The following is a 20,627-nucleotide window of genomic DNA, read 5'->3' as shown; positions in this document are numbered from 1 at the left end:
TGTTTTGATTTCTCGAGCCCGTCCCACACAAATTTTTAATCGTTCGTCGTATCTGAATCTTCTGGTTTAACATCCGTTTCTTTTAACAGAATAGCCACCGTATTTTCGACTTCATCAGCCTTAACTTCAACGGTTTCACCAGTTTTACGGATCTTAACTTCCACGATGCCGTCACTGGCTTTTTTACCCACCGTAATGCGGATCGGTAACCCAATCAGGTCAGAATCGGCGAATTTAACACCGGCCCGTTCCTTACGGTCATCGATCAGAACACTATAACCAGCATCCGTTAGACTGTCCGTTAATTGGTTAGCCAGGTCAACCTGTGTATCATTCTTCATGTTCACAGGAATCACGTGCAGGTCATACGGTGCAATGGCGCGTGGCCATACCAACCCATGTTCGTCAGCCTGCTGTTCAGTAATGGCTGACAATAACCGGCTCACACCGATCCCATAAGACCCCATGATCACTGGCACTGAACGGCCGTTTTCATCGAGAACTTTGGCATTGAGGGCTTCTGAATAACGGGTACCCAGCTTGAAGATATGCGCAATTTCAATACCGCGGGTAAACTTCAGCTTGCCGGCGCCATCAGGCGAAATATCGCCTTCCTTAACGGTCCGGATATCGGTAAATTGATCGACCCGGAAATCACGTTCAACGTTAGCGTTCTTGTAATGGAAGCCATCTTCATCGGCACCCACGACGGCATTGACCATGTCTTGAACGTAGCGGTCAGCCACAATGGTTACGTCTTCGCCAACGCCCACGGGACCCAGGGCACCAAATGAAGCGCCCAAATACTTTTCAGCATCATCATTGGTAGCTGGTGCGAAGAAGTCAGCGTGCAAGAAGTTCTTGAGTTTTACTTCATTCAGTTCATCATCACCGCGCAGCAAGGCCAAAACGGGCTTGTCGTCAGCAATGTACAGCATGCTCTTGATCAGATTATCGGGACTGACATCGAGCTTTTTAGCCACGTCATCAATGGTCTTGGCATCACCAGTTGCCACCTTTTCGAGGTCCTGTTGCGCTGCATGGGACTTCTTTGGGGTGTACAGGTTAGTGGCCATTTCCAGGTTAGCCGCGTAATCTGATTCATCGACATAAACAATGGTGTCTTCACCGATTGGTGCAATGGCGGAAAATTCCTTGGAATCTTTCCCGCCCATGGCACCGGCATCACCAATGATCGTCCGGTAATTTAGGCCGATCCGGTCAAAGATGCGTCGATAAGCACCTTCCATTTGACGATAGACCTTATCCAGATCATCGTAATTAGTTGAAAATGAGTAGGCATCCTTCATGATGAATTCCCGACCACGTAACAAACCGTAACGGGGACGTTCTTCGTCACGGTACTTAGCTTGGATTTGATATAAGGTCAATGGTAATTTCTTATATGATTTAATACTGTCACGAATCAACGTGGTAAACGTTTCTTCATGAGTTGGGCCTAAGATAAAGTCCGTGTCGTGCCGGTTCTTGAACTTAAACAAGGTTGGGCCGTATGTATCATACCGACCTGAATCCTTCCAGAGTTGCGCTGGTAAAACAGTTGGGACCACCATTTCAACAGCATCGATCTTGGCCATTTCCTCCCGAACGATCTTTTCAATATTGCTCAGGACTTGAAATGCCAGAGGTAAATAAGCATACATCCCTGCAGTCACCTGGCGAATGTAGCCGGCTCTAAGCATCATCTGATGACTTAAAGCCTCCGCACCACTGGGTACCTCTTTCAATGTTGGAATCAGCAATTTTGACTGTTTCATACTCAATTGAACTCCTTTTTAACCGTTTATATTGGTTTTATTTAATGAAATAGCGTTCGATGTCATTCCACGTCACCAGCAACATCAAAACAACTAAGAAGGCTACCCCTACTAGGGTAATCGCTGTTTCAACGTTTTCTGAGAGCGGTTTGCGTCGAATACCCTCAATCACGTTAATTAATATTTTACCACCATCAAGTGCTGGAATTGGCAATAAGTTCACAATTCCTAAATTAAGCGACAAGAACGCTAGAAAACTTAAAATTCCCAGTATCCCTTCGGAGGCCGCCGTAGAAGTCGTGGCAAAGATCGCCACTGGACCGCCTAGATCATTCAGACTAAAGTGCCCTGAGATCATCGTCCAAATGGCTGCTAACAGCCGGACGGTCATCTGCCAAGTCTGCGTAAAACCGGAGACCAGCATGGCGCCAACATCGTGATTGCGATACTGGGTAATCCCAATCGCACCGATCGTCTTGTTGTTGACCTTGGTAGCTGCCGGTACCATCTGAATGGTCTTGGACTGACTGCCGCGTTTAACCTTAAAAGTGGTCTGCTTATGGGCGCGATCCTGAATCTGGATGGCAATTTGATTCCAGTCGTTAACCTTTTTACCATTGACAGCGGTAATGTAATCGCCGTTTTTAACCCCGGCAGAACGGGCCACCGTCACGTCTGACGTGGTTGGGCTGACCCGGTTACTGTTGTTGGTCACACCACCAGCGACAAACGTCAGAATCGTATAAACGATGATCGCTAAGAAAAAGTTATTCATGGGACCAGCAAAGTTGGTCATCAAACGATGGCCTAAACTGGCTGATTGAAACTGAACATCACGCGGAGCAATCCTGACTTCCGTGCCATCAGTTTCGATGATCGTCGCGTTGTGGGCAACATTGTATCGTTTAACTGTGCTCTCATCGCCGTTTTCATAGCCCTCGATCCAGAGTTCATCTTCCAGATCGGTAGCTGTGACTGCCATGGGGATACCGTTAAACAACGTGGATTTTTTACTCGTATTGATCCGGGTCACCTGATCATTATCACCCACGTACAGGCTGACAGGTGTCCCCGGTTTTAACTCATCTTCATCATCTTCAGCGCCCGCCATTCGAACGTAGCCACCAACTGGCAGTAACCGAATCGTGTAGGTGGTATCGGTCGTCCGGTAATTAAACAGCTTGGGACCCATCCCGATTGAAAATTCACGCACGAGGATCCCCGCCCGTTTGGCAAAGTAAAAATGACCAAACTCGTGAATAAAAACAATCAGGCCGAACACGATGATGAAAGTAATAATGGTTGTAATCACAGACGTCGATCCTTTCGTAATAAACTCGATTTGCTAATGTTTACATAAAGCCCAGCAAATGTAAGGCTGGCAATACTAATAAGAGACTGTCAAAGCGGTCTAAAATACCGCCGTGACCTGGTAAGATCTTGCCAGAATCTTTGACCCCGTAATAGCGTTTTAATGCCGATTCCACTAGGTCACCAATTTGACCGATAATTGACAGTACAATTGTGAACAATACCGTTACTAGCCAACTATAGTCGCCTTGGGGATAGAAATAAACGTAGATTGCCACAATAATGGTGGCCACTATGGTACCGCCAATTGACCCTTCCCACGTTTTATTGGGACTGATGTGCGGCGCCAATTTATGCCGGCCGAGTTTACGGCCGATCATGTAAGCACCGCTATCCGTGATCCAAACGGTAAAGAGCGCAAAGAAAATGGTTGATAAACTCGTTGCATCGGCCACGATGAAGTAGTGAAACCCCATGCCAATATAAATGGCACCAATGGTTAACACCGCTGCATCATCGAACGAAAACCGATTCTTGGAAAAAACGGTGTACATCAAAAGTAACACGATGAACCCGTAAATCACGAAGGTTAAATTCAAGTGTCCTGGCAAAATATCGTGCCAGAAATCTGGCAGGATGATCAGTAACAAAGTCAGCCCTGATAAAACGGCCTCCCATGAAATAACCAGCTTTTTTCTCATCACTAAAATCTCTGAAAGTGCAATCAAACCAAGCACGCTAGCCGCAATATCGACCCAAACGCCCCCAGCAATAATAATTGGAATGAAGATAATTAAGGCGATCACCGCCGTAATGACCCGTTGTCTCATTTATAAACTCCTTTTTACCTCAGTTATTTCGTTAACCCGCCAAAGCGACGTTTGCGATGTTGATACTCATAAATGGCTTGTGCTAATAGGTCGGCAGTAAATTCCGGCCAGTGCGGCGCCATGAAAACAAATTCTGAATAAGCAATCTGCCACAGCAAGAAGTTAGAGATTCGCTCCTCACCTGACGTTCTGATGACCACGTCTGGGTCTTGATACTGCCCCAATGATGCCGTCATCAGGTGTGAACTGATCATGTCTGCCGTAATCTCTTCCGGCTTCAATTGACCCTGCTGCACCGATTGCGCGATTTCTTGCACCGCAGTCGTAATTTCCGCACGGCTGCCGTAGTTTAAAGCAAAGTTCAAGACCATGCCATCGCAATTCTTAGTATCTTCGATCGCATCCGCAACCGCCTTTTGAGTCTTTTTTGGTAATTGATCCGTATAGCCCATAACGTTGACCCGAACATTATTACTAATCAATTCCGGCACGAAGGTATCAAAGAAATCGACGGGCAACTTCATCAGATAATTCACTTCATCGGTTGGCCGCTTCCAATTTTCAGTTGAAAACGCATAGAGCGTCAGCACTTTAATGCCCAGATCACTGGCTGCTTTCGTGATGGTCTTAACGGTCTCCATCCCCTGTTTATGGCCGGCAACTCGTGGTAAATGCCGCTTTTGGGCCCAGCGGCCGTTGCCATCCATAATAATGGCCACGTGCGCTGGAATGTTATTCGGATCTAATTCTATTTTTTCAGGTTCCCCTGATTGATTATTATTAAGCCAAGAAAACAAGATGGCACCTCCAAATTAGCTTTCAAAGTCTAATCATACCAAAAAACAGAGTTGTCGACTATCCCAACTCTGCTTTAAGCGATTATTTAACAGAATTTAAATAAGCTACTGAAGTAAACGCCATTCACCACGGTTAGCATCAGATAACGTATTAAAATACTGCAGCAAATTATTAGCATCATCTGGGCTAACTTCACCAAGTTTGTTCAACCCTTCGCCGGTTGGAATTGGTTCGCTCAGATCCGTAATTTCAGAATCGTTTTCAATCGTGGCTTTTGAAAAGGCAATGATCCAATCTTCTTCAATCAGCTGCGTGATCACAAAGAAAAGATTGAACTTGTCATTCACAAAAGCGGGTTGTGCGTAAACACCATCTTGAATTTGAGTCAGCTCATTACCGTTATAATTCAAAACCGCTAAGTTTTCGTCGGTGACAGCATCGTTCAGTTTAAAAACCATTTTGGCAAACTGTGGTGTGCCGGGCGTGATTTCAACTGTTTCATCGTCATTTGCCATGTATAAGTTCCTTTCGTTCAATGACTAGCCAGTAATAATTTCTTGTTCTTTATCATCCGTCTGCTTATCAATTTGTTTAACCGCAGCGTCAGTTTCTTTTTGAACTTGTTTTTCCAGATCATGAATTTGATCATCAGTGAAATCACCGTTCTTATGACCCTTTTTCAAGGCGTCCATGGCTTCACGCCGGACGTTACGAACAGCCACCTTACCCTCTTCAGCAACGGCCTTGACTTGTTTAGCCAATTCCTTACGGCGTTCTTCAGTCAGTTGAGGAACAACCAACCGCAGTGCGGAACCGTCGTTAGCTGGGGTAATCCCTAGATCTGATTCCATAATGCCCTTTTGTACGTCTTCCAAAGCAGACTTGTCAAATGGGGTAACTAAGATGACCCGTGGTTCTGGCACGGTAATTGCAGCCACCTGATTGATAGGTGTCTCAACACCATAATACTGAACCGTTACCCGACTTAACAGACTGGCATTTGCACGGCCGGCACGAATCGTACCGAACTCCCGGTTTAACGCCTTTTCTGCCTTTTGCATCTTCACTTTTGCTTCGTCAATAATTGGGTTTGCCATACCTATTTCCCCCTTACCGTTGTCCCGATGTTTTCACCAAGGACAACCTTCTTAATGTTTCCAGGATGATTCAAGTTAAATACGACCAATGGAATATTGTTATCCATCGACAAGGTGCTGGCGGTTGAATCCATCACGTGCAGCCCCTTATTGATGATATCCATATGGGTCAGGTGATCGAATTTAACCGCGTTTGGATCAACGTTTGGATCAGCTGAATAAACGCCGTCGACACCGTTCTTAGCCATTAAGATCGCGTCAGCACTGATTTCAGCTGCCCGTAAAGCAGCTGTGGTATCGGTTGAAAAATACGGACTGCCAGTACCGCCGGCAAAGATAACGACCCGGTCTTTTTCTAAATGCCGAATTGCCTTGCGCCGAATATAGGGTTCGGCAATGGCACGCATTTCAATCGAGGTCTGAACCCGAGTTGGAACACCGATCGATTCAAGATTATCTTGCAAAGCAAGACCGTTCATAATGGTCGCCAGCATTCCAATATAGTCGGCCTGTGCGCGTTCCATGCCCATCTGAGCACCTGATTCACCGCGCCACATGTTACCGCCACCAACGACGATCCCAATTTGAAGGCCTAAATCAAAAACTTCTTTAATTTCCTTGGCAACTGTTTTAATGACTGGTGGATGGATTCCAAAGCCTTGATCACCGGCTAAGGCTTCACCACTCAGCTTTAAAACAACGCGTTTATACTTTAAATCCGACATCGTGTGTCTGCTACTAATAACTGATACAGTTATTGATGATTCTTGCTTCAACCTATCCCGGCTAGTTTAAACTCACTACGACGGTTAATCTGATAGTCCACAAGCGTTAATTCCCGGCTAGCCGCCGGTACATCCCTTTGCAGCCTATTGTTTAGTCGGCTAAGACAAAGTTTTCAGTATTTCTCATATTAAGACAGCATCCCAATCACCATTTTAATGAATAAAATATTAATGAAATGCGTTGCACTTTCGGCTGGATTTTGGCTAGGTTCAAATCAGTAGCAGTTTTCCTTCTTTCTGTTTTCTAGCCTGCAGTGCAAAATACCGTTATCACAATTTTTCTTTTTAGTTTCCTTGTGTAATTCTATCATAAACCAGTATCGACCAACAGTCGTAACCCGGTTAAATTGCATAAAAAAAGGTGTACGTCGCACGTACACCTTTTTTAAAAGTCAGTTTAGCCGTTGATTTGGTCGTTAACTTCATCTTCGAAGTTCTTCTTTTCAACTTCGATACCTTCACCAACTTCGTAACGGACGAAGCTCTTCAGCTTGCCGCCCTTTGAAGCAACGTATTGGCTAACGGTTTGGTCAGAATCCATGACAAATTCTTGGTCAGCAAGACTGATCTCTGACAAGAATTTACGCAGACGGCCTTCAACCATCTTTTCAACGATCTTTTCAGGCTTGCCTTCGTTTAAGGCTTCCTTCTTCAAGACTTCGCGTTCGTGATCCAAACGAGTTGCAGGAATGTCGTCACGAGAAACAAATTCTGGGTTAACGGCTGCAACGTGCATAGCAACGTTCTTAGCAACGCTAGCATCAGCACCTTCAAGAACAACTAAAGAAGCAATTTGGCCACCGTTATGGAGGTAAGCACCAAAGACTTCGTTGTCGTTCTTTTCAACAACTTGGAAACGACGAAGTGACGTGTGTTCTGAAGTCACTTGAGTCTGTTCGATGATCATTTCGTTGATGGTTTGACCAGCATCGTTCTTCAATGCTAAAGCAGCATCCATATCAGCTGGCTTGTTAGCAGCAATCAGATCAGTGATGGTCTTAACCAAGTTCTTGAACCGGTCGTTAGAAGCCACGAAATCAGTTTCAGAGTTAATTTCGGTAATGGCAGCCACGTTGCCGTTTTCAACGATGTCAGCTAAACCGTTAGCAGCCACGTTGCTGCTCTTCTTTTCGGCTTTAGCGATCCCCTTTTCACGCAGGAAATCAACGGCCTTATCTGTGTCGCCATCAGTAGCAACGAGGGCTTTCTTAGCGTCCATCATCCCAACGCTAGTCTTGTCACGAAGTTCCTTAACCATTTTTGCAGTAATTTTTGCCATGTTATGGCCTCCTTAATGAATTAAAAATGAGTCGCATCACACCAACACAAAAGGCTGGCCTGAAAATAATCAGGCCTCGCGGGTCCACATTTTCAAGCCAGCCTAAGCACTGATGGTTTTTAACAAATGTTATAAACTATTTAGCAGCGTTTTCTGAAGCGTCTTTGCTGTCAGCAGCATCTTTGTCAGCATCTGCTTGAGCAGCTTCGTCTTCACCTTGACGGCCTTCGATAACGGCATCGGCCATCTTGCTTGTGATCAAGCGAACGGCACGAATAGCATCATCGTTAGAAGGAATGATAACGTCGATATCGTCTGGGTCGGTGTTAGTATCAACCATAGCAACGATTGGGATGTTCAGCTTTTGAGCTTCCTTAACGGCGATTTGTTCCTTACGAGGGTCAACAACAAACATAACGTCAGGAATCTTAGGCATATCTTCGATACCGCCTAAGAACCGTTCCAACTTGTCAGTTGACTTCTTCAGTAAAGAAACTTCCTTCTTTGGCAGACGATCAAAAGTACCATCGGTTGCCATCTTCTTAAGATCCTTCAAACGCTTGATACGGGTTTGAATGGTGTTCCAGTTGGTCAAAGTTCCACCCAACCAACGGTGGTTAACGTAAAATTGACCAGCGCGAGTAGCTTCTTCTTCAATAGAATCTTGGGCTTGCTTCTTAGTACCAACGAAAAGTACGACAGCACCCTTAGATGCTTCGTCCTTAACGAAGTTGTAGGCAACGTCGATCAACTTAACCGTCTTTTGTAAGTCAATAATGTAGATCCCGTTACGTTCAGTGAAGATATAATCCTTCATTTTAGGGTTCCAGCGACGAGTTTGGTGACCAAAGTGGACACCTGCTTCAAGTAATTGTTTCATTGTAATAACAGCCATGAAATAGCCTCCATCAAAGTTTTTTTCCTCCCCTGAGGTCATTTATACTAAGAACTCTTCCGAGCACTGCTTAGTATATTACTCAGAGTGTGAATTGTGGCAATCAGCCGAAAATTAGTATACTCGTTTTATGCGTTCATAGCAACCCTTAGCCGCCTTTTAAATAAAAAATATTTGAAATAAATGTTACATTCGTGTTACACTACACTTCGCAGAACTTCGAGGAGGAACCGATTATGCTCAAAGCCATCGTTTTTGATCTTGATGATACGCTCTATGATCAACAACGACCGTTCCGGCAAGCATTACTTTCAGTCTGGAACGACCCAGCGGTTTCCGGTCACGTGCTGACGGACCTGTTCAAGGTCTTCAAGCACATGAATGATCGAGTCGCAAACCTAGAAACATTGACAATGAACCATGTTTTCGACCGTCTTAATGACGTGTTGTCACAGCATGAACTGCCAACTTTAGCCAATTCAGTTTGGCTCGCCTTTTGTGATCGTTACCATGCAGAGGCAAAAAAGATTACTTTATTTTCAGATATTCAGGCCCAATTGCCACTTTTGAAAAATCACTATGAGTTAGGTGTGATCACCAATGGTGAAAGTTCTACTCAGTCCGAAAAAGTCTCCCATCTTGATCTGCAGCGCTGGATCAAAAAAGAAAACGTTGTGATCTCTGATGAGGTTGGCTTACGAAAACCGGATCCAAGGATTTTCACCCACTTTAACCGGCTAATGAATTTACAAGCTAACGAAGTCGTTTATATCGGTGATAATTTTGAAAAGGACATGGTTGGTGCTAAGCAAGCTGGCTGGCACGCCTTTTGGTTTAACCACCGGCATTTAGATATGCCAAAATCAGAGCTGATTCCCGATCAAACGGTTGAGTCATCCGCTGAACTGGCCGAACTGCTGCAAGCCATGAACGTCACGAATTACTAGTCCTGACAATTTACGTTTGGCCGGACATTCAAAGCAGCTCACAAAATCTTAACTGATTTTGTGAGCTGCTTTTTTAACCCCACTTATCTTCGATAAACCGCAAACAGCGATCCAATTGAATCCAATAACATAATGATGGCCATCATCCACATGGCAGCCATATTATTCATACTGATCAAAAAACCAATTAAGATGATATTTAAACCCAGTAATAGCCATAAAAAGCCCTTAGACATCAAACTCATCTTATCTTCCCTCTTTCTACTGTTATATTATAATACAAATTATTTAGGTGTTCCTTAAAAATATCATGTTTTTGCATAATCGCGGTATAATAGAGGTGAACATGAGAGGAGAACAGTAGTATGAGTAAAGAAATCTATCATAACTATTTTTTTGACGAACCTGCATTTAACACTCATGACGGGGGTTACGTACCGCTTGAAGTCGCTGATGCGCCTGAAAAGCCGCTGGCAATTCCAGCCTTACTAAAACCCGATAAAGAAACCGATACTGATATCTGGTACACCGTAACGGCTCAAGCCGGTGAAACCCAAATTTTGCCGGGTCAAAAAACCAAGACCTGGGGCTACAATGCCACCATTCTGGGTCAGACAATTGTCTATCCCGTTGGTAAACACATTCACGTTGCTTTGGAAAACCACCTGTCAGAACTCACCACTTTCCACTGGCACGGCCTAATTGTTTCCGGCCCATACGTTGATGGCGGCTGTCATGCCCCCGTCTATCCAGGTGAAACTAAACACATTGATTTCACTTTAGATCAACCCGCCGCAACAACTTGGCTGCACGCCCATCCGTGTCCATCGACCGCTGAACAGGTCTGGCACGGACTGGCAACCCTAGTGCTGGTCAAAGACGACCACATTAACAGTTTGCCGTTGCCACATAACTACGGTGTGGACGATATTCCACTGGTTCTTCAAGACCGGCGCTTCCACGAAAATAATCAACTGGACTACCACGCTGACTACGATCCAGATGGTGTTCAGGGTCCAACTGCCATGATCAACGGCACTGTCAACCCAGTCTTTGACGTGACTACGCAAAAGATCCGGCTGCGGATTTTGGATGGCGCTAACCGCCGCGAATGGCGCCTGCATTTTTCAGACGACCTTAAATTCGCCCAAGTTGGCGGCGATTCAAGCCTCTTGCCTGAACCGGTCTACCTCGATCATTTGATGCTCACCTGTGCTGAACGTGCAGAGATCGTGGTTGATTTTGCTGGCTACCATGATGGCCAGACCGTCACGTTGTTCACCGACGATACCCCAATCGTGAAATTCAGAATTCATCAATTTGCACCCGACAACACCGCTTTACCAGATCACCTATTGACCATTGATAAACCCAAAGTTGATCCTAAAACACCAATCCGTAAGATCGTGATGAGCGGGATGGACGAAAGCGTCATGATGGACAACAAGAAATTCAGTATGCAGCGCATCGATGCCACCCAACCCGTGGGTCAAGCCCAATACTGGGATATTACCAATGCTAATTCGCCTGAATCCGGCATGGTTCACCCGTTCCACGTTCACGGAACTGAATTTTTAGTCATTTCCCGGAACGGTCAGGCACCGTATCCCAATGAACACGGGTTCAAGGATACCGTTGGCGTCAATCCGGGTGAAACTGTCCGGATCCTCGTTCGCTTCGATCTGCCCGGTGTTTACATGTATCACTGCCACATTATTGAACATGAAGATGGCGGCATGATGGCCCAGATTCAAACCTACTATCCGGATAAACCGATGCCAAAATACAAGCTCATGGATATGGATACGCTAATGAACGCCTTCGCCAAAGAACGGGGCATTGATCCCAAAGATCTCTGGATGGCCGGCATGGATTCTTACCGCAAGATGGGAATGAAAATGTAGTCAGCCACTGTTTCACTAAAATCGCATCGTATAGATAGTAAAAAGCTCTCGATTTTTAACAATCGAGGGCTTTTTACATTTTTGAATCAGTTGATCTTTGACCAGTCAATTTCACGATTATGGGTGTAATACTTGTGATCCTTAGCCGTAATTTTGCGCAAAATATGGCACGGATTTCCCACTGCGACCACGTTAGCCGGGACGTCTTTGGTCACGATACTGCCTGCGCCGATCACACTGTTATCGCCAATGGTGATGCCGGGCAAAACAATGACGCCAGCCCCAAACCAGCAGTTACGGCCAATTTTAATGGGTAGATTATACTGATAGGCCTTTTCCCGCAGTTCCGGTAACACTGGGTGGGCGGCAGAAGCTAAGGTCACGTTGGGACCAAACATCGTGTAATCACCAACGTAAATATAAGTATCATCAACCGCCGTAAAATTATAATTGGCATAAATATGGTCACCAAAGTAAACGTGACTGCCACCCCAATTAGAGTTAAATGGTGGCTCAAGGTAACAATCGTCACCAATCTTAGCAAACATTTTTTTGAGCAGTTGCTGCCGCTTTTCGTGTTCGCCAGGCCGCGTTTGGTTATAGTCATATAGCAGTTCCTGAGCCGCTTCCTGCCGCTTTAAAATTGCCTTATCCTCTGGTAAATAAAGATTACCATTGTGCATATTTTGCATATCTTCTGTCATATTTTTCCTCCTCACAACGTTATGTTAATTATAACAAATTTTAAAGCGGTTTCATTTGTCAATTTAAAACGTTGCGGTTCAACTCCAACCCAAGTTCAAGTTCGGGGTGCTCCACTGTTATCTAGCCTAATCGGGCTTCAAGAAGGCAACGACCTGCACATAACAAGCTCCCACCAAAACCCAAGTTCGGGGTGCTCGCCACTGCTACCTAGCCTAATCGGGCTTCAAGAAGGCAACGACCTGCACACAACAGGCGCTTACCCAAAACCCAAGTTCGGGGTGCTCGCCACTGTTATCTAGCCTAATCGGGCTTCAGAAAGGCAACGACCTGCACACAACAGGCGCTTACCCAAAACCCAAGTTCGGGGTTTTCGGTAAGCGCCTGTTGTGCTACGGTCGTTAAGCGCCTTTCTTGCGCACCTTATCCAATTGACCCCTCCATCTCAAAACTAATCAGACGGTTCAGTTCAACGGCATATTCCATTGGTAGCTGCTTCGTAAATGGTTCCACGAAGCCCATGATGATCATTTCAGTTGCCTTTGACTCCGAGATCCCTCTCGACATCAAATAGTACAGCTGCTCTTCTGAAATCTTTGACACCTTGGCTTCATGTTCCATCGCAACCTTACCATTATAGATTTCATTATACGGAATCGTATTTGACGACGACTCATCATCCATAATGATCGTATCACACTCAACGTGAGCCTTAGAACCATCCGACTTCGGTGTAAAGCGGACTGTCCCACGGTAATCGGTCGAGCCACCAGTCTTAGCAATCGATTTCGAAACGATCGAGCTCGACGTATTTGGTGCATTATGGATCATCCGGGCACCCGAGTCTTGATGGATGCCATTGGAAGCAACGGCAATCGACAGCATCGTCCCACGGGCACCTTCACCATCGAGGTAGACACTTGGATACTTCATCGTTACTTTCGAACCTAGGTTGCCATCGACCCACTCCATCGTGGCGTTTTCTTGGGCACAGGCCCGCTTCGTTTCCAGACTGTAAACGTTATTGGACCAGTTTTGGATGGTCGTGTAGCGGCAGTAAGCGTCTTTAGCAACGTTAACTTCAACCACCGCAGCGTGCAAACTATCCGAAGAATAGTTCGGCGCGGTACAGCCTTCAACGTAATCAATTTTGGCGCCCTCATCAACAATGATCAGAGTTCGTTCAAATTGACCGGAATTTTCCGCGTTCAACCGGAAGTAAGCCTGAATTGGCGTCTTAGTTTGGACACCCTTTGGGACGTAGATGAAAGATCCACCTGACCAAACAGCCCCATTTAAGGCCGCAAATTTATTGTCAGTTGGTTTGACTAACTTGCCAAACCACTTCTTAAAGAGTTCTGGGTATTCCCGCAACGCGGTATCCGTATCGGTGAAAATAATCCCCAGTTTGGCGAAGTCGTTACGCATATTGTGATAAACCACTTCGGACTCGTACTGAGCCGATGACCCAGCCAAGTATTTCCGTTCCGCTTCTGGCACACCTAACCGGTCGAAGGTCTTCTTGAGATCATCCGGCACATCTTTCCAGTCCCGGTATTTTTTATCAGTCATTTTTTGATAATACAGCATATCTTTTAGATCAAGTTCGCTTAAATCGGGCCCATAATCTGGCATGGGTAACTTCTTGTAAGCCTCGTAAGACTTCAAGCGGTAATCCAGCATCCACTTAGGTTCCTTTTTTTCAGCGGAGATCTTACGAACCGTTTCTTCTGTTAGTCCACGGCCAGTTGAGTACGCTGGCTTAACATCATCGTGAAACCCATATTCATAATCTTGGTCTTTGGCAACGATATCTGGGACATCTTCTGCAGTTTTTCCTTTTGCCATACGTTATTCCCCCTTATCAGAATCATCAGAATCGACATTACCATCTGGCTGCTTCAACAGTGCACGTTGCAGTGCCCACCACGACAGCGTGGCACACTTGATCCGTGCGGGGAACGTCATGACGTTGCTCAAAATAGCAGCGTCCTGCAGTTCATCCAAATCAGCTTGCGGGTGCTTCTTGCCCATGACCATATCCGAAAAGGTTTTAGCCATGTGCAGCGCCTGTTCTTTAGACTTACCCATCACAGCGTCCGTCATCATGCTGGCACTGGATTGGCTGATCGTACAGCCGTCACCGGTAAACCCAATATCTTTGATTTTATCGTGGTCGTCCAGATCAATATCCAGATTGATCACATCGCCGCAAGTCGGGTTTTTTAACGTAATCTTATGCGTTGCGTCTGGTAACGCGTGCTTGTGATGCGGATGATCTGAATGATCCAAAATGACTTCGCGATATAAACTATTTAGTCTTTCTAGACCCATGATTAAAGAACTCCTTTGTCTCTTGAATTGCCACCAGCAAGCGATCAGCATCCGCTTGGGTGTTATATAGATAGAAACTTGCACGAGCAGTCGCCGTTAAACCTAAATAGGCCATTAGTGGCTGTGCACAGTGGTGGCCTGCTCGAACGGCGACCCCTTCCATGTCTAAGGCCGTGGCCACATCGTGCGGATGTAGATTCTCTAGGTTAAAGGCAATGACCCCGGTATGCTTGGCAGGATCTTGTGGTCCGTAGACCTGGACACCGTCAATTGCTTCCATTTTTGGTAAGAGGTAATTAACTAATTGCTGTTCGTGTTCATGGACGGCATCCATGCCAATACCAGTCAAGTAATCAACGGCAGCGCCTAAACCAACTGCTCCGGCAATGTTTTGCGTTCCGGCTTCAAACTTATAGGGAATCTCCGCCCAGGTACTACTCTGTTCATGCACGAAACCGATCATTTCACCACCATACTGATAAGGTGGCATAGCTTCCAGTAATTTGCGTTTGCCGTATAAAATGCCGATCCCGGTGGGACCCATCATTTTATGCCCGGAAAACGCGTAGAAGTCAACGTCGAGATCTTGCACGTCAACGGCCATGTGAGGTACCGCCTGAGCACCGTCACCAACGAAGACGGCACCGTGCTGATGGGCTAATTTAGCCAACTGCTTGATTGGGTTGACTGTTCCCATGACGTTTGAGGCATGCGCCACGGCCACGATCTTGGTTTTATCGGTAATCAGCTGAGCGGCTTCGTCCAAATCAAGTTCACCATCGTCCGTTAAATGAATGTACTTTAACGTGGCCCCCTTGCGATTGGCTAATTGCTGCCATGGAATCAGATTACTGTGATGTTCCATAATGGAAATCACGATCTCGTCGCCGGCCGAAATATTGGCTTCACCGTAAGTACTGGCAACAAGGTTCAACCCATCAGTACAGCCCTTGGTAAAAATCACTTCTTCGGGTTCCGGTGCGTTAATGAATTTTTGCACCTTGCGCCGGGCGGCTTCATAATCAGCGGTTGCCCGTTCAGCTAAGGTGTGCACGCCCCGGTGAACATTGGCATTATCGGTTTGATAAAAATGGGTCAACGCTTTGATCACTTGATTAGGGCGCTGCGCCGTGGCGGCGTTATCGAGATACACCAACCGTTCATCGTTGACCTTTTGATTCAAAATTGGAAAATCATTCATTACTTTGTTTAAAGTGCTGTCCATCCTCGATCTTCCTTTCAATCACATCAATCATTTCTTGCCGAACTTCCGGCAATGGAATCTCTTCTAGTACGGGGCCTAAGAATCCCCGAATAACTAACCGCTGAGCCAGTTCCTTATCGATCCCACGGCTCATCAAGTAATACATCTGATTTTCATCAACTTGCCCAACACTAGCAGCGTGACCGGCAATCACATCGTTTTCATCAATTAACAAAATCGGGTTAGCGTCACCGTGTGCCTGATCTGACATCATCAAAACTCGGTTTTCCTGTTCCGCGTTAGCACCGGAAGCGCCGTGAATAATGTTACCGATCCCGTTAAAGATCAGTTCGGATTTTTCCAGTAGGACCCCGCGTTGTGAGATGTTAGCGGTGGTGTGTTTACCAATGTTGACTACCCGGTTATTGATCCCGTTAGATTGCTTACCAGTAGTAACGGCAATCACTTTCGATTCTGAATGGGAACCGTTACCGACCAGTTCACTGGTGATATCGCCCAACGTATTTTGTTCGTTAACGATACCAACGGCCCAGTCAAAGCGCGCGTCGTCGCTGAGATACGCCCGCCGATGCAGGAATGAATAGGTGTTTTTACCTAATTCATCCACACTGGAGAAGTGCACGTGGCTATCAGGCTGACTCATGACTTCAACCATGCAGTGAGCAGCGTTCTCAGTCTCACCCTTAGTGTTCAAATGCTGAATGAAGGAGAACTGACTGCCTTCATCGGCAATGATCAACACGTGCGAGACCATGGCCTGCTTTACCGTACTGTCTTGAATCAGATAAACTTCAATTGGCTGCTTGATCTCAACGCCCTTAGGAACGTACAGGAACACCCCTGAATTTAAAAAGGCTTGCTGGTAAGCAGTCAGTTTATTTTCGTTAAATTTAGTAACCTTCGTCATAAAATACTTTTGCGTTAATTCTGAATAATCTCTAAAGGCACTGAAAATATCCGTTAAAATAACACCCTGTTTGGATAACTCAGTTGGAACGTTCACTGCCACGGTCGTCTGGCCCACTTGAACAAACCGAATCTGGCCTTTAGATTGCGGCAGATCATTAGCTAATGAAGTATCCGACTTTCTAAAGTTCAGATCCATGTTATCCATTAACGGCCAGCGGTGAAAGTCATAGCGCTTCACTTCTGGCAACGCGAGCTTTTGCATGGCATCAACCGCTGCGAGACGGCGTTGCACGAACCAGTCTGGCTCGCCGTGCGCGTCGGCAGCAGTTTTAACTGCGGTTTTTATTGCTTCATAATCCTGAACGGCACTTATCAAAACGACCCCTCCTTAACGGTTATCATCAACCAAATTAACGTGTAACCCTAATTCGTCACGTAGACCAGCGTAACCTTCTTTTTCCAGCTTCTTAGCAAGGTCGGCATCACCGGATTTAACGATCTGGCCATCCATCATAACGTGAACAACGTCTGGTACGATGTAGTTCAACAACCGTTGATAGTGGGTAATAATCAATGAGCCGAAGTCATCGCCGCGCATTGAGTTAACGCCTTTGGAAACCACTTGCAGCGCATCAATATCAAGACCGGAATCAATTTCATCCAGTAAGGCAAAGGACGGCTTGATCATCAATAATTGTAAGATCTCGTTACGTTTCTTTTCACCGCCAGAGAAGCCTTCGTTTAAGTAGCGTTCCGTCATTTCTTTACTCATATCGAGTAATTCCAAGTTTTTATCCAATTCCTTTAAGAAGGCCATGACTGAAATTTGATCATCTTCTGGTCGCCGGGCGTTAATCGCTGCCCGCAGAAATTCGGCGTTGGTCACACCTTTGATCTCAGCTGGATACTGCATGCCTAAGAACAAACCCTTACGTGCCCGTTCATCGACTGGCATGCCTAAAATACTGTCACCATTTAATAGGATGTCACCCTGAGTAACGTGATAGGCGCTATTGCCCATGATCGTCTGTGCCAGCGTTGATTTACCGGTTCCGTTAGGTCCCATAATGGCGTGAATTTCACCAGTTTTCATCGTTAGATTTACACCCTTTAAAATTTCTCGGGTCTGATCTTTCTCTTCTTTAACTTCAACGTGCAGATCCTTCACTTCAAGTGTCGCCATATCAATCATCCTCCACGAAATTATTATTGCCGGAATATTGCCTTAACCAGTACCACAATTATTCCTATGTGAATATTGTTCATTACACCTATAAAGTATAGTTGTTTTCTCAGTCGATTCAAACCGGGAACAACCCTTAAATCAAAAAAGATACCTAAAAATTTCATATTCTGTGCTACTATAGGGGGAAAGATATTCTTTTATGAATACGCTTAATTAAGTGATATTTGAATATTACCGGTACAACTTGAAAGGTAGGTTGATGATCATGAATCACTTTATGATTAAAAAATTCAATGGTCTTGACGATGCCACTACACAGCGGCTGCATAGTCTGGGACTACAGGTGGGCAGTGACGTTACTGCTGTTCGCTTTTACCCGTTTCATGGCCCGGTTATTATTCAAGTTGATCACCAAAAGATCGGTATTCGCTACCGGGTATTTCAACAGCTCACAGGAGGTGACGTCTCTTGACGACCGTTGCCCTGCTTGGCAATCCCAATACTGGGAAAACCACTCTGTTTAACGAACTCACTGACAAATACGCCTACGTGGGTAATTGGACCGGTGTGACCGTGGAAAAAAAGGTTGGCCAGATCCGTCATTCCAATACTGAAGTGATCGATCTGCCCGGCGTTTATTCTTTGAGCCCCATTACCAAGGATGAATCAGTCGTGACTAATTATTTGCTGCGAGATTCACCCGACCTGATTTTAAACGTCACTAACGCCAGTCAGTTAAAACGTAATCTATTGCTGTCAATTGAAGTGCTGGAATTGGGCGTCCCCGTGATTATCACCTTAAACATGATCGATGATTTAAAGCGCAGCGGACACTACTATGATTTAAAAACTTTATCGACTGAATTAGGCTGTCCTGTCCGCACGAGTAACGCGCGGAACAAAGAGGGACTACCGCAATTAAAAGCTGATTTAGTCCAAAATCAGGCTGATATTAAACCCAATTCGCCATTGCAATTAAATTATCCGATCATGGTCAGCCAAGCGATTCGGCAAGCAACCAAGGCGTTAACCACCGATTACCAAGTCGATGCCAAGTTTGCCCGCTGGCTGGCGATTCAATACATTAATGACAATAAAGTCGTTCGTAAATACGCTGTCGCGCACCACTTAAAACCGCTATTATCCCAGCAAGCTTACTACGACGCACAAAAGTTTTCCGACCAGATCTTTGAAACGCGGCTTTCCTTTATTGAAGCCACCTTGGCCACTGCAACTGAACAGCTACATTCCACAAAGCACGTGGCTATAACGTCTAAGATCGATAAGGTCGTGACCAATCCCATACTTGGTTTACCGATTTTTGCGGGCATCTTTTTCCTGATGTTTAAACTGTCCTTTGACTGGGTCGGCACCCCCTTATCGCATCAATTAGATAAGCTATTATCCGGTCCAATTTCAACTTGGGCCAATCAGTTTTTGACCCAGGTCGGCGCCTTACCGATGCTGCGGTCCTTGATCGTCAACGGTTTAATCGCTGGCGTGGGCGGTGTTTTGACTTTCATTCCGCAAATTTTCACCCTGTTTGCCTGTATTTCCATCTTGGAAGATTCCGGCTACATGGCACGTGCCGCGCTGGTCACTGACCGCATTATGGAAATGATCGGCTTAAACGGCAAAGCCTTTATTCCCTTGATCATCGGCTTTGGCTGCAACGTCACCGGGATCATGGCAGCCCGCACCATTGAACAGCCAAAAGAGCGCCTCATTACGACGTTGATTTCGCCGTTCATGAGCTGTTCGGCCCGACTGCCCATCTACAGTTTATTCGTGGCCGCCCTATTTCCGCGGAACCAAGCCGTGATCGTGTTGTCACTTTACTTTTTAGGTATTGTGGTCGCCTTGCTCATGGCCAAGTTTTACCACGTGATCTTCAGAGCCAAGGAACATTCCGTTTTCATCGTGGAGTTGCCGCAGTACCACATTCCTAAACTCAGCATTGTCTGGCATGGCACTTGGGATAAGGGTAAAGGCTTCATTAAAAAGGCCGGCACGATTATTTTTGCCGGTACCGTGTTGATTTGGCTATTGTCAAACTTTAACGCTCACGGCTACGTTACCCAGATCGACCACAGTTTTGCAGCTAGTCTGGGGCAGATCCTGTTACCGATCTTTAAACCGATTGGGATTACCACTTGGCAGCCGATCAGTGCTTTGCTGACTGGTGTGCTGGCCAAGGAAGTTATCAGCTCCAGTATGATGGTACTGTTCCACACCGCCAATCAAGGTGCTCTGATTGGCATGATCGGTGGCAGCTTCACAGCGCTATCGGCGTATGCCCTATTAGTTTTTGTTCTGCTATACATTCCCTGCTTTGCCACAATTGGGACGATCAAATCCGAAACTGGTTCGGCCAAGTGGGCTGCTTATTCCGTGGTTTCAAGCTTATTTATCAGCTACGGACTTGCCTTTCTCATCTTTCAAATTGGATCATTGTTAACTTGAAAAGAGGTCATCATTCATGGGATTATTCATTAATATCATTATTATTGCTGCCATCATTGGTTTAGCTGGTTATCAAATTTACCGGGCCGTTAAGCGTTCCAAGCAAGGTGAATGCGCTGCCTGCGATTATGACTGTGAAGCTAAGAAACTGTTAAACAAATCAAAGAAACGGGCACTTTAAGTT

At 45.7% G+C, this 20,627-nt stretch carries 21 protein-coding genes; 5 read left to right on the top strand and 16 right to left on the bottom strand.

Annotated features, from left to right (window positions below):
* Window positions 1-35: 35 nt before the first annotated feature.
* The 9 genes from CES79_RS08770 to rpsB form a co-directional block, all read right to left on the bottom strand.
* Window positions 36-1,778: a proline--tRNA ligase gene (locus tag CES79_RS08770; RefSeq protein WP_089136946.1), complete on the bottom strand. Its 1,743-nt coding sequence runs from the start codon at window positions 1,776-1,778 to the stop codon at window positions 36-38.
* 37 nt (window positions 1,779-1,815) lie between these two features.
* The gene (gene rseP, locus CES79_RS08765; RefSeq protein WP_089136945.1) at window positions 1,816-3,090 is read right to left on the bottom strand and encodes an RIP metalloprotease RseP; all 1,275 of its coding nucleotides are present in this window, start codon (window positions 3,088-3,090) and stop codon (window positions 1,816-1,818) included.
* A 40-nt stretch (window positions 3,091-3,130) separates the two neighbouring features.
* The gene (locus tag CES79_RS08760; RefSeq protein ID WP_089136944.1) at window positions 3,131-3,919 is read right to left on the bottom strand and encodes a phosphatidate cytidylyltransferase; all 789 of its coding nucleotides are present in this window, start codon (window positions 3,917-3,919) and stop codon (window positions 3,131-3,133) included.
* 23 nt (window positions 3,920-3,942) lie between these two features.
* On the bottom strand, window positions 3,943-4,716 hold the full coding sequence (gene uppS / locus CES79_RS08755) for an undecaprenyl pyrophosphate synthase (RefSeq protein WP_054655458.1): 774 nt from the start codon (window positions 4,714-4,716) through the stop codon (window positions 3,943-3,945).
* A gap of 105 nt (window positions 4,717-4,821) precedes the next feature.
* Window positions 4,822-5,232 (bottom strand): hypothetical protein, encoded by a 411-nt coding sequence (locus CES79_RS08750; protein ID WP_089136943.1) that lies wholly within the window; start codon window positions 5,230-5,232, stop codon window positions 4,822-4,824.
* A 24-nt stretch (window positions 5,233-5,256) separates the two neighbouring features.
* Window positions 5,257-5,814: a ribosome recycling factor gene (gene frr, locus CES79_RS08745; RefSeq protein WP_089136942.1), complete on the bottom strand. Its 558-nt coding sequence runs from the start codon at window positions 5,812-5,814 to the stop codon at window positions 5,257-5,259.
* A gap of 2 nt (window positions 5,815-5,816) precedes the next feature.
* The gene (gene pyrH, locus CES79_RS08740; RefSeq protein ID WP_054655460.1) at window positions 5,817-6,539 is read right to left on the bottom strand and encodes a UMP kinase; all 723 of its coding nucleotides are present in this window, start codon (window positions 6,537-6,539) and stop codon (window positions 5,817-5,819) included.
* Between the two features lie 457 nt (window positions 6,540-6,996).
* A complete protein-coding gene (gene tsf, locus CES79_RS08735; protein ID WP_054655462.1) occupies window positions 6,997-7,878 on the bottom strand; it encodes a translation elongation factor Ts in 882 nt (293 codons plus the stop codon).
* A 136-nt stretch (window positions 7,879-8,014) separates the two neighbouring features.
* Complete coding sequence (rpsB, locus tag CES79_RS08730) at window positions 8,015-8,773, bottom strand: 30S ribosomal protein S2 (RefSeq protein WP_089136941.1); 759 nt, start codon at window positions 8,771-8,773, stop codon at window positions 8,015-8,017.
* A 236-nt stretch (window positions 8,774-9,009) separates the two neighbouring features.
* Between rpsB and CES79_RS08725 the strand changes: the two genes are divergently transcribed.
* Window positions 9,010-9,720, top strand: a complete 711-nt coding sequence (locus tag CES79_RS08725) for an HAD family hydrolase (protein ID WP_089136940.1) — start codon at window positions 9,010-9,012, stop codon at window positions 9,718-9,720.
* An 83-nt stretch (window positions 9,721-9,803) separates the two neighbouring features.
* On the opposite strand, the gene CES79_RS13025 is transcribed toward CES79_RS08725, so the two are convergent.
* Entirely contained in the window at window positions 9,804-9,965 is a 162-nt protein-coding gene (locus CES79_RS13025) for a hypothetical protein (protein WP_089136939.1), read from the bottom strand.
* A 120-nt stretch (window positions 9,966-10,085) separates the two neighbouring features.
* Here CES79_RS13025 and CES79_RS08715 point away from each other — a divergent pair, with 120 nt between their 5' ends.
* A complete protein-coding gene (locus tag CES79_RS08715) occupies window positions 10,086-11,624 on the top strand; it encodes a multicopper oxidase family protein (RefSeq protein WP_089136938.1) in 1,539 nt (512 codons plus the stop codon).
* A gap of 86 nt (window positions 11,625-11,710) precedes the next feature.
* Here CES79_RS08715 and CES79_RS08710 read toward each other — a convergent pair whose 3' ends face one another.
* The 6 genes from CES79_RS08710 to sufC form a co-directional block, all read right to left on the bottom strand.
* Window positions 11,711-12,328 (bottom strand): sugar O-acetyltransferase, encoded by a 618-nt coding sequence (locus tag CES79_RS08710; protein WP_089136937.1) that lies wholly within the window; start codon window positions 12,326-12,328, stop codon window positions 11,711-11,713.
* A gap of 421 nt (window positions 12,329-12,749) precedes the next feature.
* A complete protein-coding gene (gene sufB / locus CES79_RS08705) occupies window positions 12,750-14,174 on the bottom strand; it encodes a Fe-S cluster assembly protein SufB (protein ID WP_054655470.1) in 1,425 nt (474 codons plus the stop codon).
* A gap of 3 nt (window positions 14,175-14,177) precedes the next feature.
* A complete protein-coding gene (sufU, locus tag CES79_RS08700; protein ID WP_089136936.1) occupies window positions 14,178-14,660 on the bottom strand; it encodes a Fe-S cluster assembly sulfur transfer protein SufU in 483 nt (160 codons plus the stop codon).
* Window positions 14,638-15,885, bottom strand: coding sequence for a cysteine desulfurase (locus tag CES79_RS08695; RefSeq protein WP_054655472.1), 1,248 nt, complete (start codon window positions 15,883-15,885; stop codon window positions 14,638-14,640). Before CES79_RS08695 ends, sufU begins: the two co-directional genes overlap by 23 nt.
* Window positions 15,854-17,167, bottom strand: coding sequence for a Fe-S cluster assembly protein SufD (gene sufD, locus CES79_RS08690; RefSeq protein ID WP_054655510.1), 1,314 nt, complete (start codon window positions 17,165-17,167; stop codon window positions 15,854-15,856). Before sufD ends, CES79_RS08695 begins: the two co-directional genes overlap by 32 nt.
* A 15-nt stretch (window positions 17,168-17,182) precedes the next feature.
* Window positions 17,183-17,977, bottom strand: a complete 795-nt coding sequence (gene sufC, locus CES79_RS08685; RefSeq protein ID WP_054655474.1) for a Fe-S cluster assembly ATPase SufC — start codon at window positions 17,975-17,977, stop codon at window positions 17,183-17,185.
* 262 nt (window positions 17,978-18,239) lie between these two features.
* On the opposite strand from sufC, the gene CES79_RS08680 reads away from it, so the two are divergent.
* Genes CES79_RS08680 through CES79_RS08670 form a run of 3 tightly spaced genes read left to right on the top strand, consistent with a single transcriptional unit; the run spans window position 18,240 to window position 20,624 of the window.
* The gene (locus tag CES79_RS08680) at window positions 18,240-18,452 is read left to right on the top strand and encodes a FeoA family protein (RefSeq protein ID WP_089136935.1); all 213 of its coding nucleotides are present in this window, start codon (window positions 18,240-18,242) and stop codon (window positions 18,450-18,452) included.
* Window positions 18,449-20,443 (top strand): ferrous iron transport protein B, encoded by a 1,995-nt coding sequence (gene feoB / locus CES79_RS08675; RefSeq protein ID WP_089136934.1) that lies wholly within the window; start codon window positions 18,449-18,451, stop codon window positions 20,441-20,443. Before CES79_RS08680 ends, feoB begins: the two co-directional genes overlap by 4 nt.
* A gap of 16 nt (window positions 20,444-20,459) precedes the next feature.
* Complete coding sequence (locus tag CES79_RS08670; RefSeq protein WP_089136933.1) at window positions 20,460-20,624, top strand: FeoB-associated Cys-rich membrane protein; 165 nt, start codon at window positions 20,460-20,462, stop codon at window positions 20,622-20,624.
* Window positions 20,625-20,627: the final 3 nt, after the last annotated feature.

Source organism: Secundilactobacillus silagei JCM 19001, from assembly GCF_002217945.1.
In the GTDB taxonomy this organism is placed as follows: domain Bacteria; phylum Bacillota; class Bacilli; order Lactobacillales; family Lactobacillaceae; genus Secundilactobacillus; species Secundilactobacillus silagei.
This window is presented reverse-complemented; position numbering and strand designations above follow the sequence as displayed.

What these genes read in the sequence shown, in the direction of transcription:
- CES79_RS08770 (WP_089136946.1), bottom strand. Translation starts at nt 1,778, where the DNA reads ATGAAACAGTCAAAATTGCTGATTCCAACATTGAAAGAGGTACCCAGT.
- CES79_RS08760 (WP_089136944.1), bottom strand. Translation starts at nt 3,919, where the DNA reads ATGAGACAACGGGTCATTACGGCGGTGATCGCCTTAATTATCTTCATT.
- CES79_RS08750 (WP_089136943.1), bottom strand. Translation starts at nt 5,232, where the DNA reads ATGGCAAATGACGATGAAACAGTTGAAATCACGCCCGGCACACCACAG.
- frr (WP_089136942.1), bottom strand. Translation starts at nt 5,814, where the DNA reads ATGGCAAACCCAATTATTGACGAAGCAAAAGTGAAGATGCAAAAGGCA.
- pyrH (WP_054655460.1), bottom strand. Translation starts at nt 6,539, where the DNA reads ATGTCGGATTTAAAGTATAAACGCGTTGTTTTAAAGCTGAGTGGTGAA.
- tsf (WP_054655462.1), bottom strand. Translation starts at nt 7,878, where the DNA reads ATGGCAAAAATTACTGCAAAAATGGTTAAGGAACTTCGTGACAAGACT.
- rpsB (WP_089136941.1), bottom strand. Translation starts at nt 8,773, where the DNA reads ATGGCTGTTATTACAATGAAACAATTACTTGAAGCAGGTGTCCACTTT.
- CES79_RS08725 (WP_089136940.1), top strand. Translation starts at nt 9,010, where the DNA reads ATGCTCAAAGCCATCGTTTTTGATCTTGATGATACGCTCTATGATCAA.
- CES79_RS13025 (WP_089136939.1), bottom strand. Translation starts at nt 9,965, where the DNA reads ATGAGTTTGATGTCTAAGGGCTTTTTATGGCTATTACTGGGTTTAAAT.
- CES79_RS08715 (WP_089136938.1), top strand. Translation starts at nt 10,086, where the DNA reads ATGAGTAAAGAAATCTATCATAACTATTTTTTTGACGAACCTGCATTT.
- CES79_RS08710 (WP_089136937.1), bottom strand. Translation starts at nt 12,328, where the DNA reads ATGACAGAAGATATGCAAAATATGCACAATGGTAATCTTTATTTACCA.
- sufB (WP_054655470.1), bottom strand. Translation starts at nt 14,174, where the DNA reads ATGGCAAAAGGAAAAACTGCAGAAGATGTCCCAGATATCGTTGCCAAA.
- sufU (WP_089136936.1), bottom strand. Translation starts at nt 14,660, where the DNA reads ATGGGTCTAGAAAGACTAAATAGTTTATATCGCGAAGTCATTTTGGAT.
- CES79_RS08695 (WP_054655472.1), bottom strand. Translation starts at nt 15,885, where the DNA reads ATGGACAGCACTTTAAACAAAGTAATGAATGATTTTCCAATTTTGAAT.
- sufC (WP_054655474.1), bottom strand. Translation starts at nt 17,977, where the DNA reads ATGGCGACACTTGAAGTGAAGGATCTGCACGTTGAAGTTAAAGAAGAG.
- CES79_RS08680 (WP_089136935.1), top strand. Translation starts at nt 18,240, where the DNA reads ATGATCATGAATCACTTTATGATTAAAAAATTCAATGGTCTTGACGAT.
- CES79_RS08670 (WP_089136933.1), top strand. Translation starts at nt 20,460, where the DNA reads ATGGGATTATTCATTAATATCATTATTATTGCTGCCATCATTGGTTTA.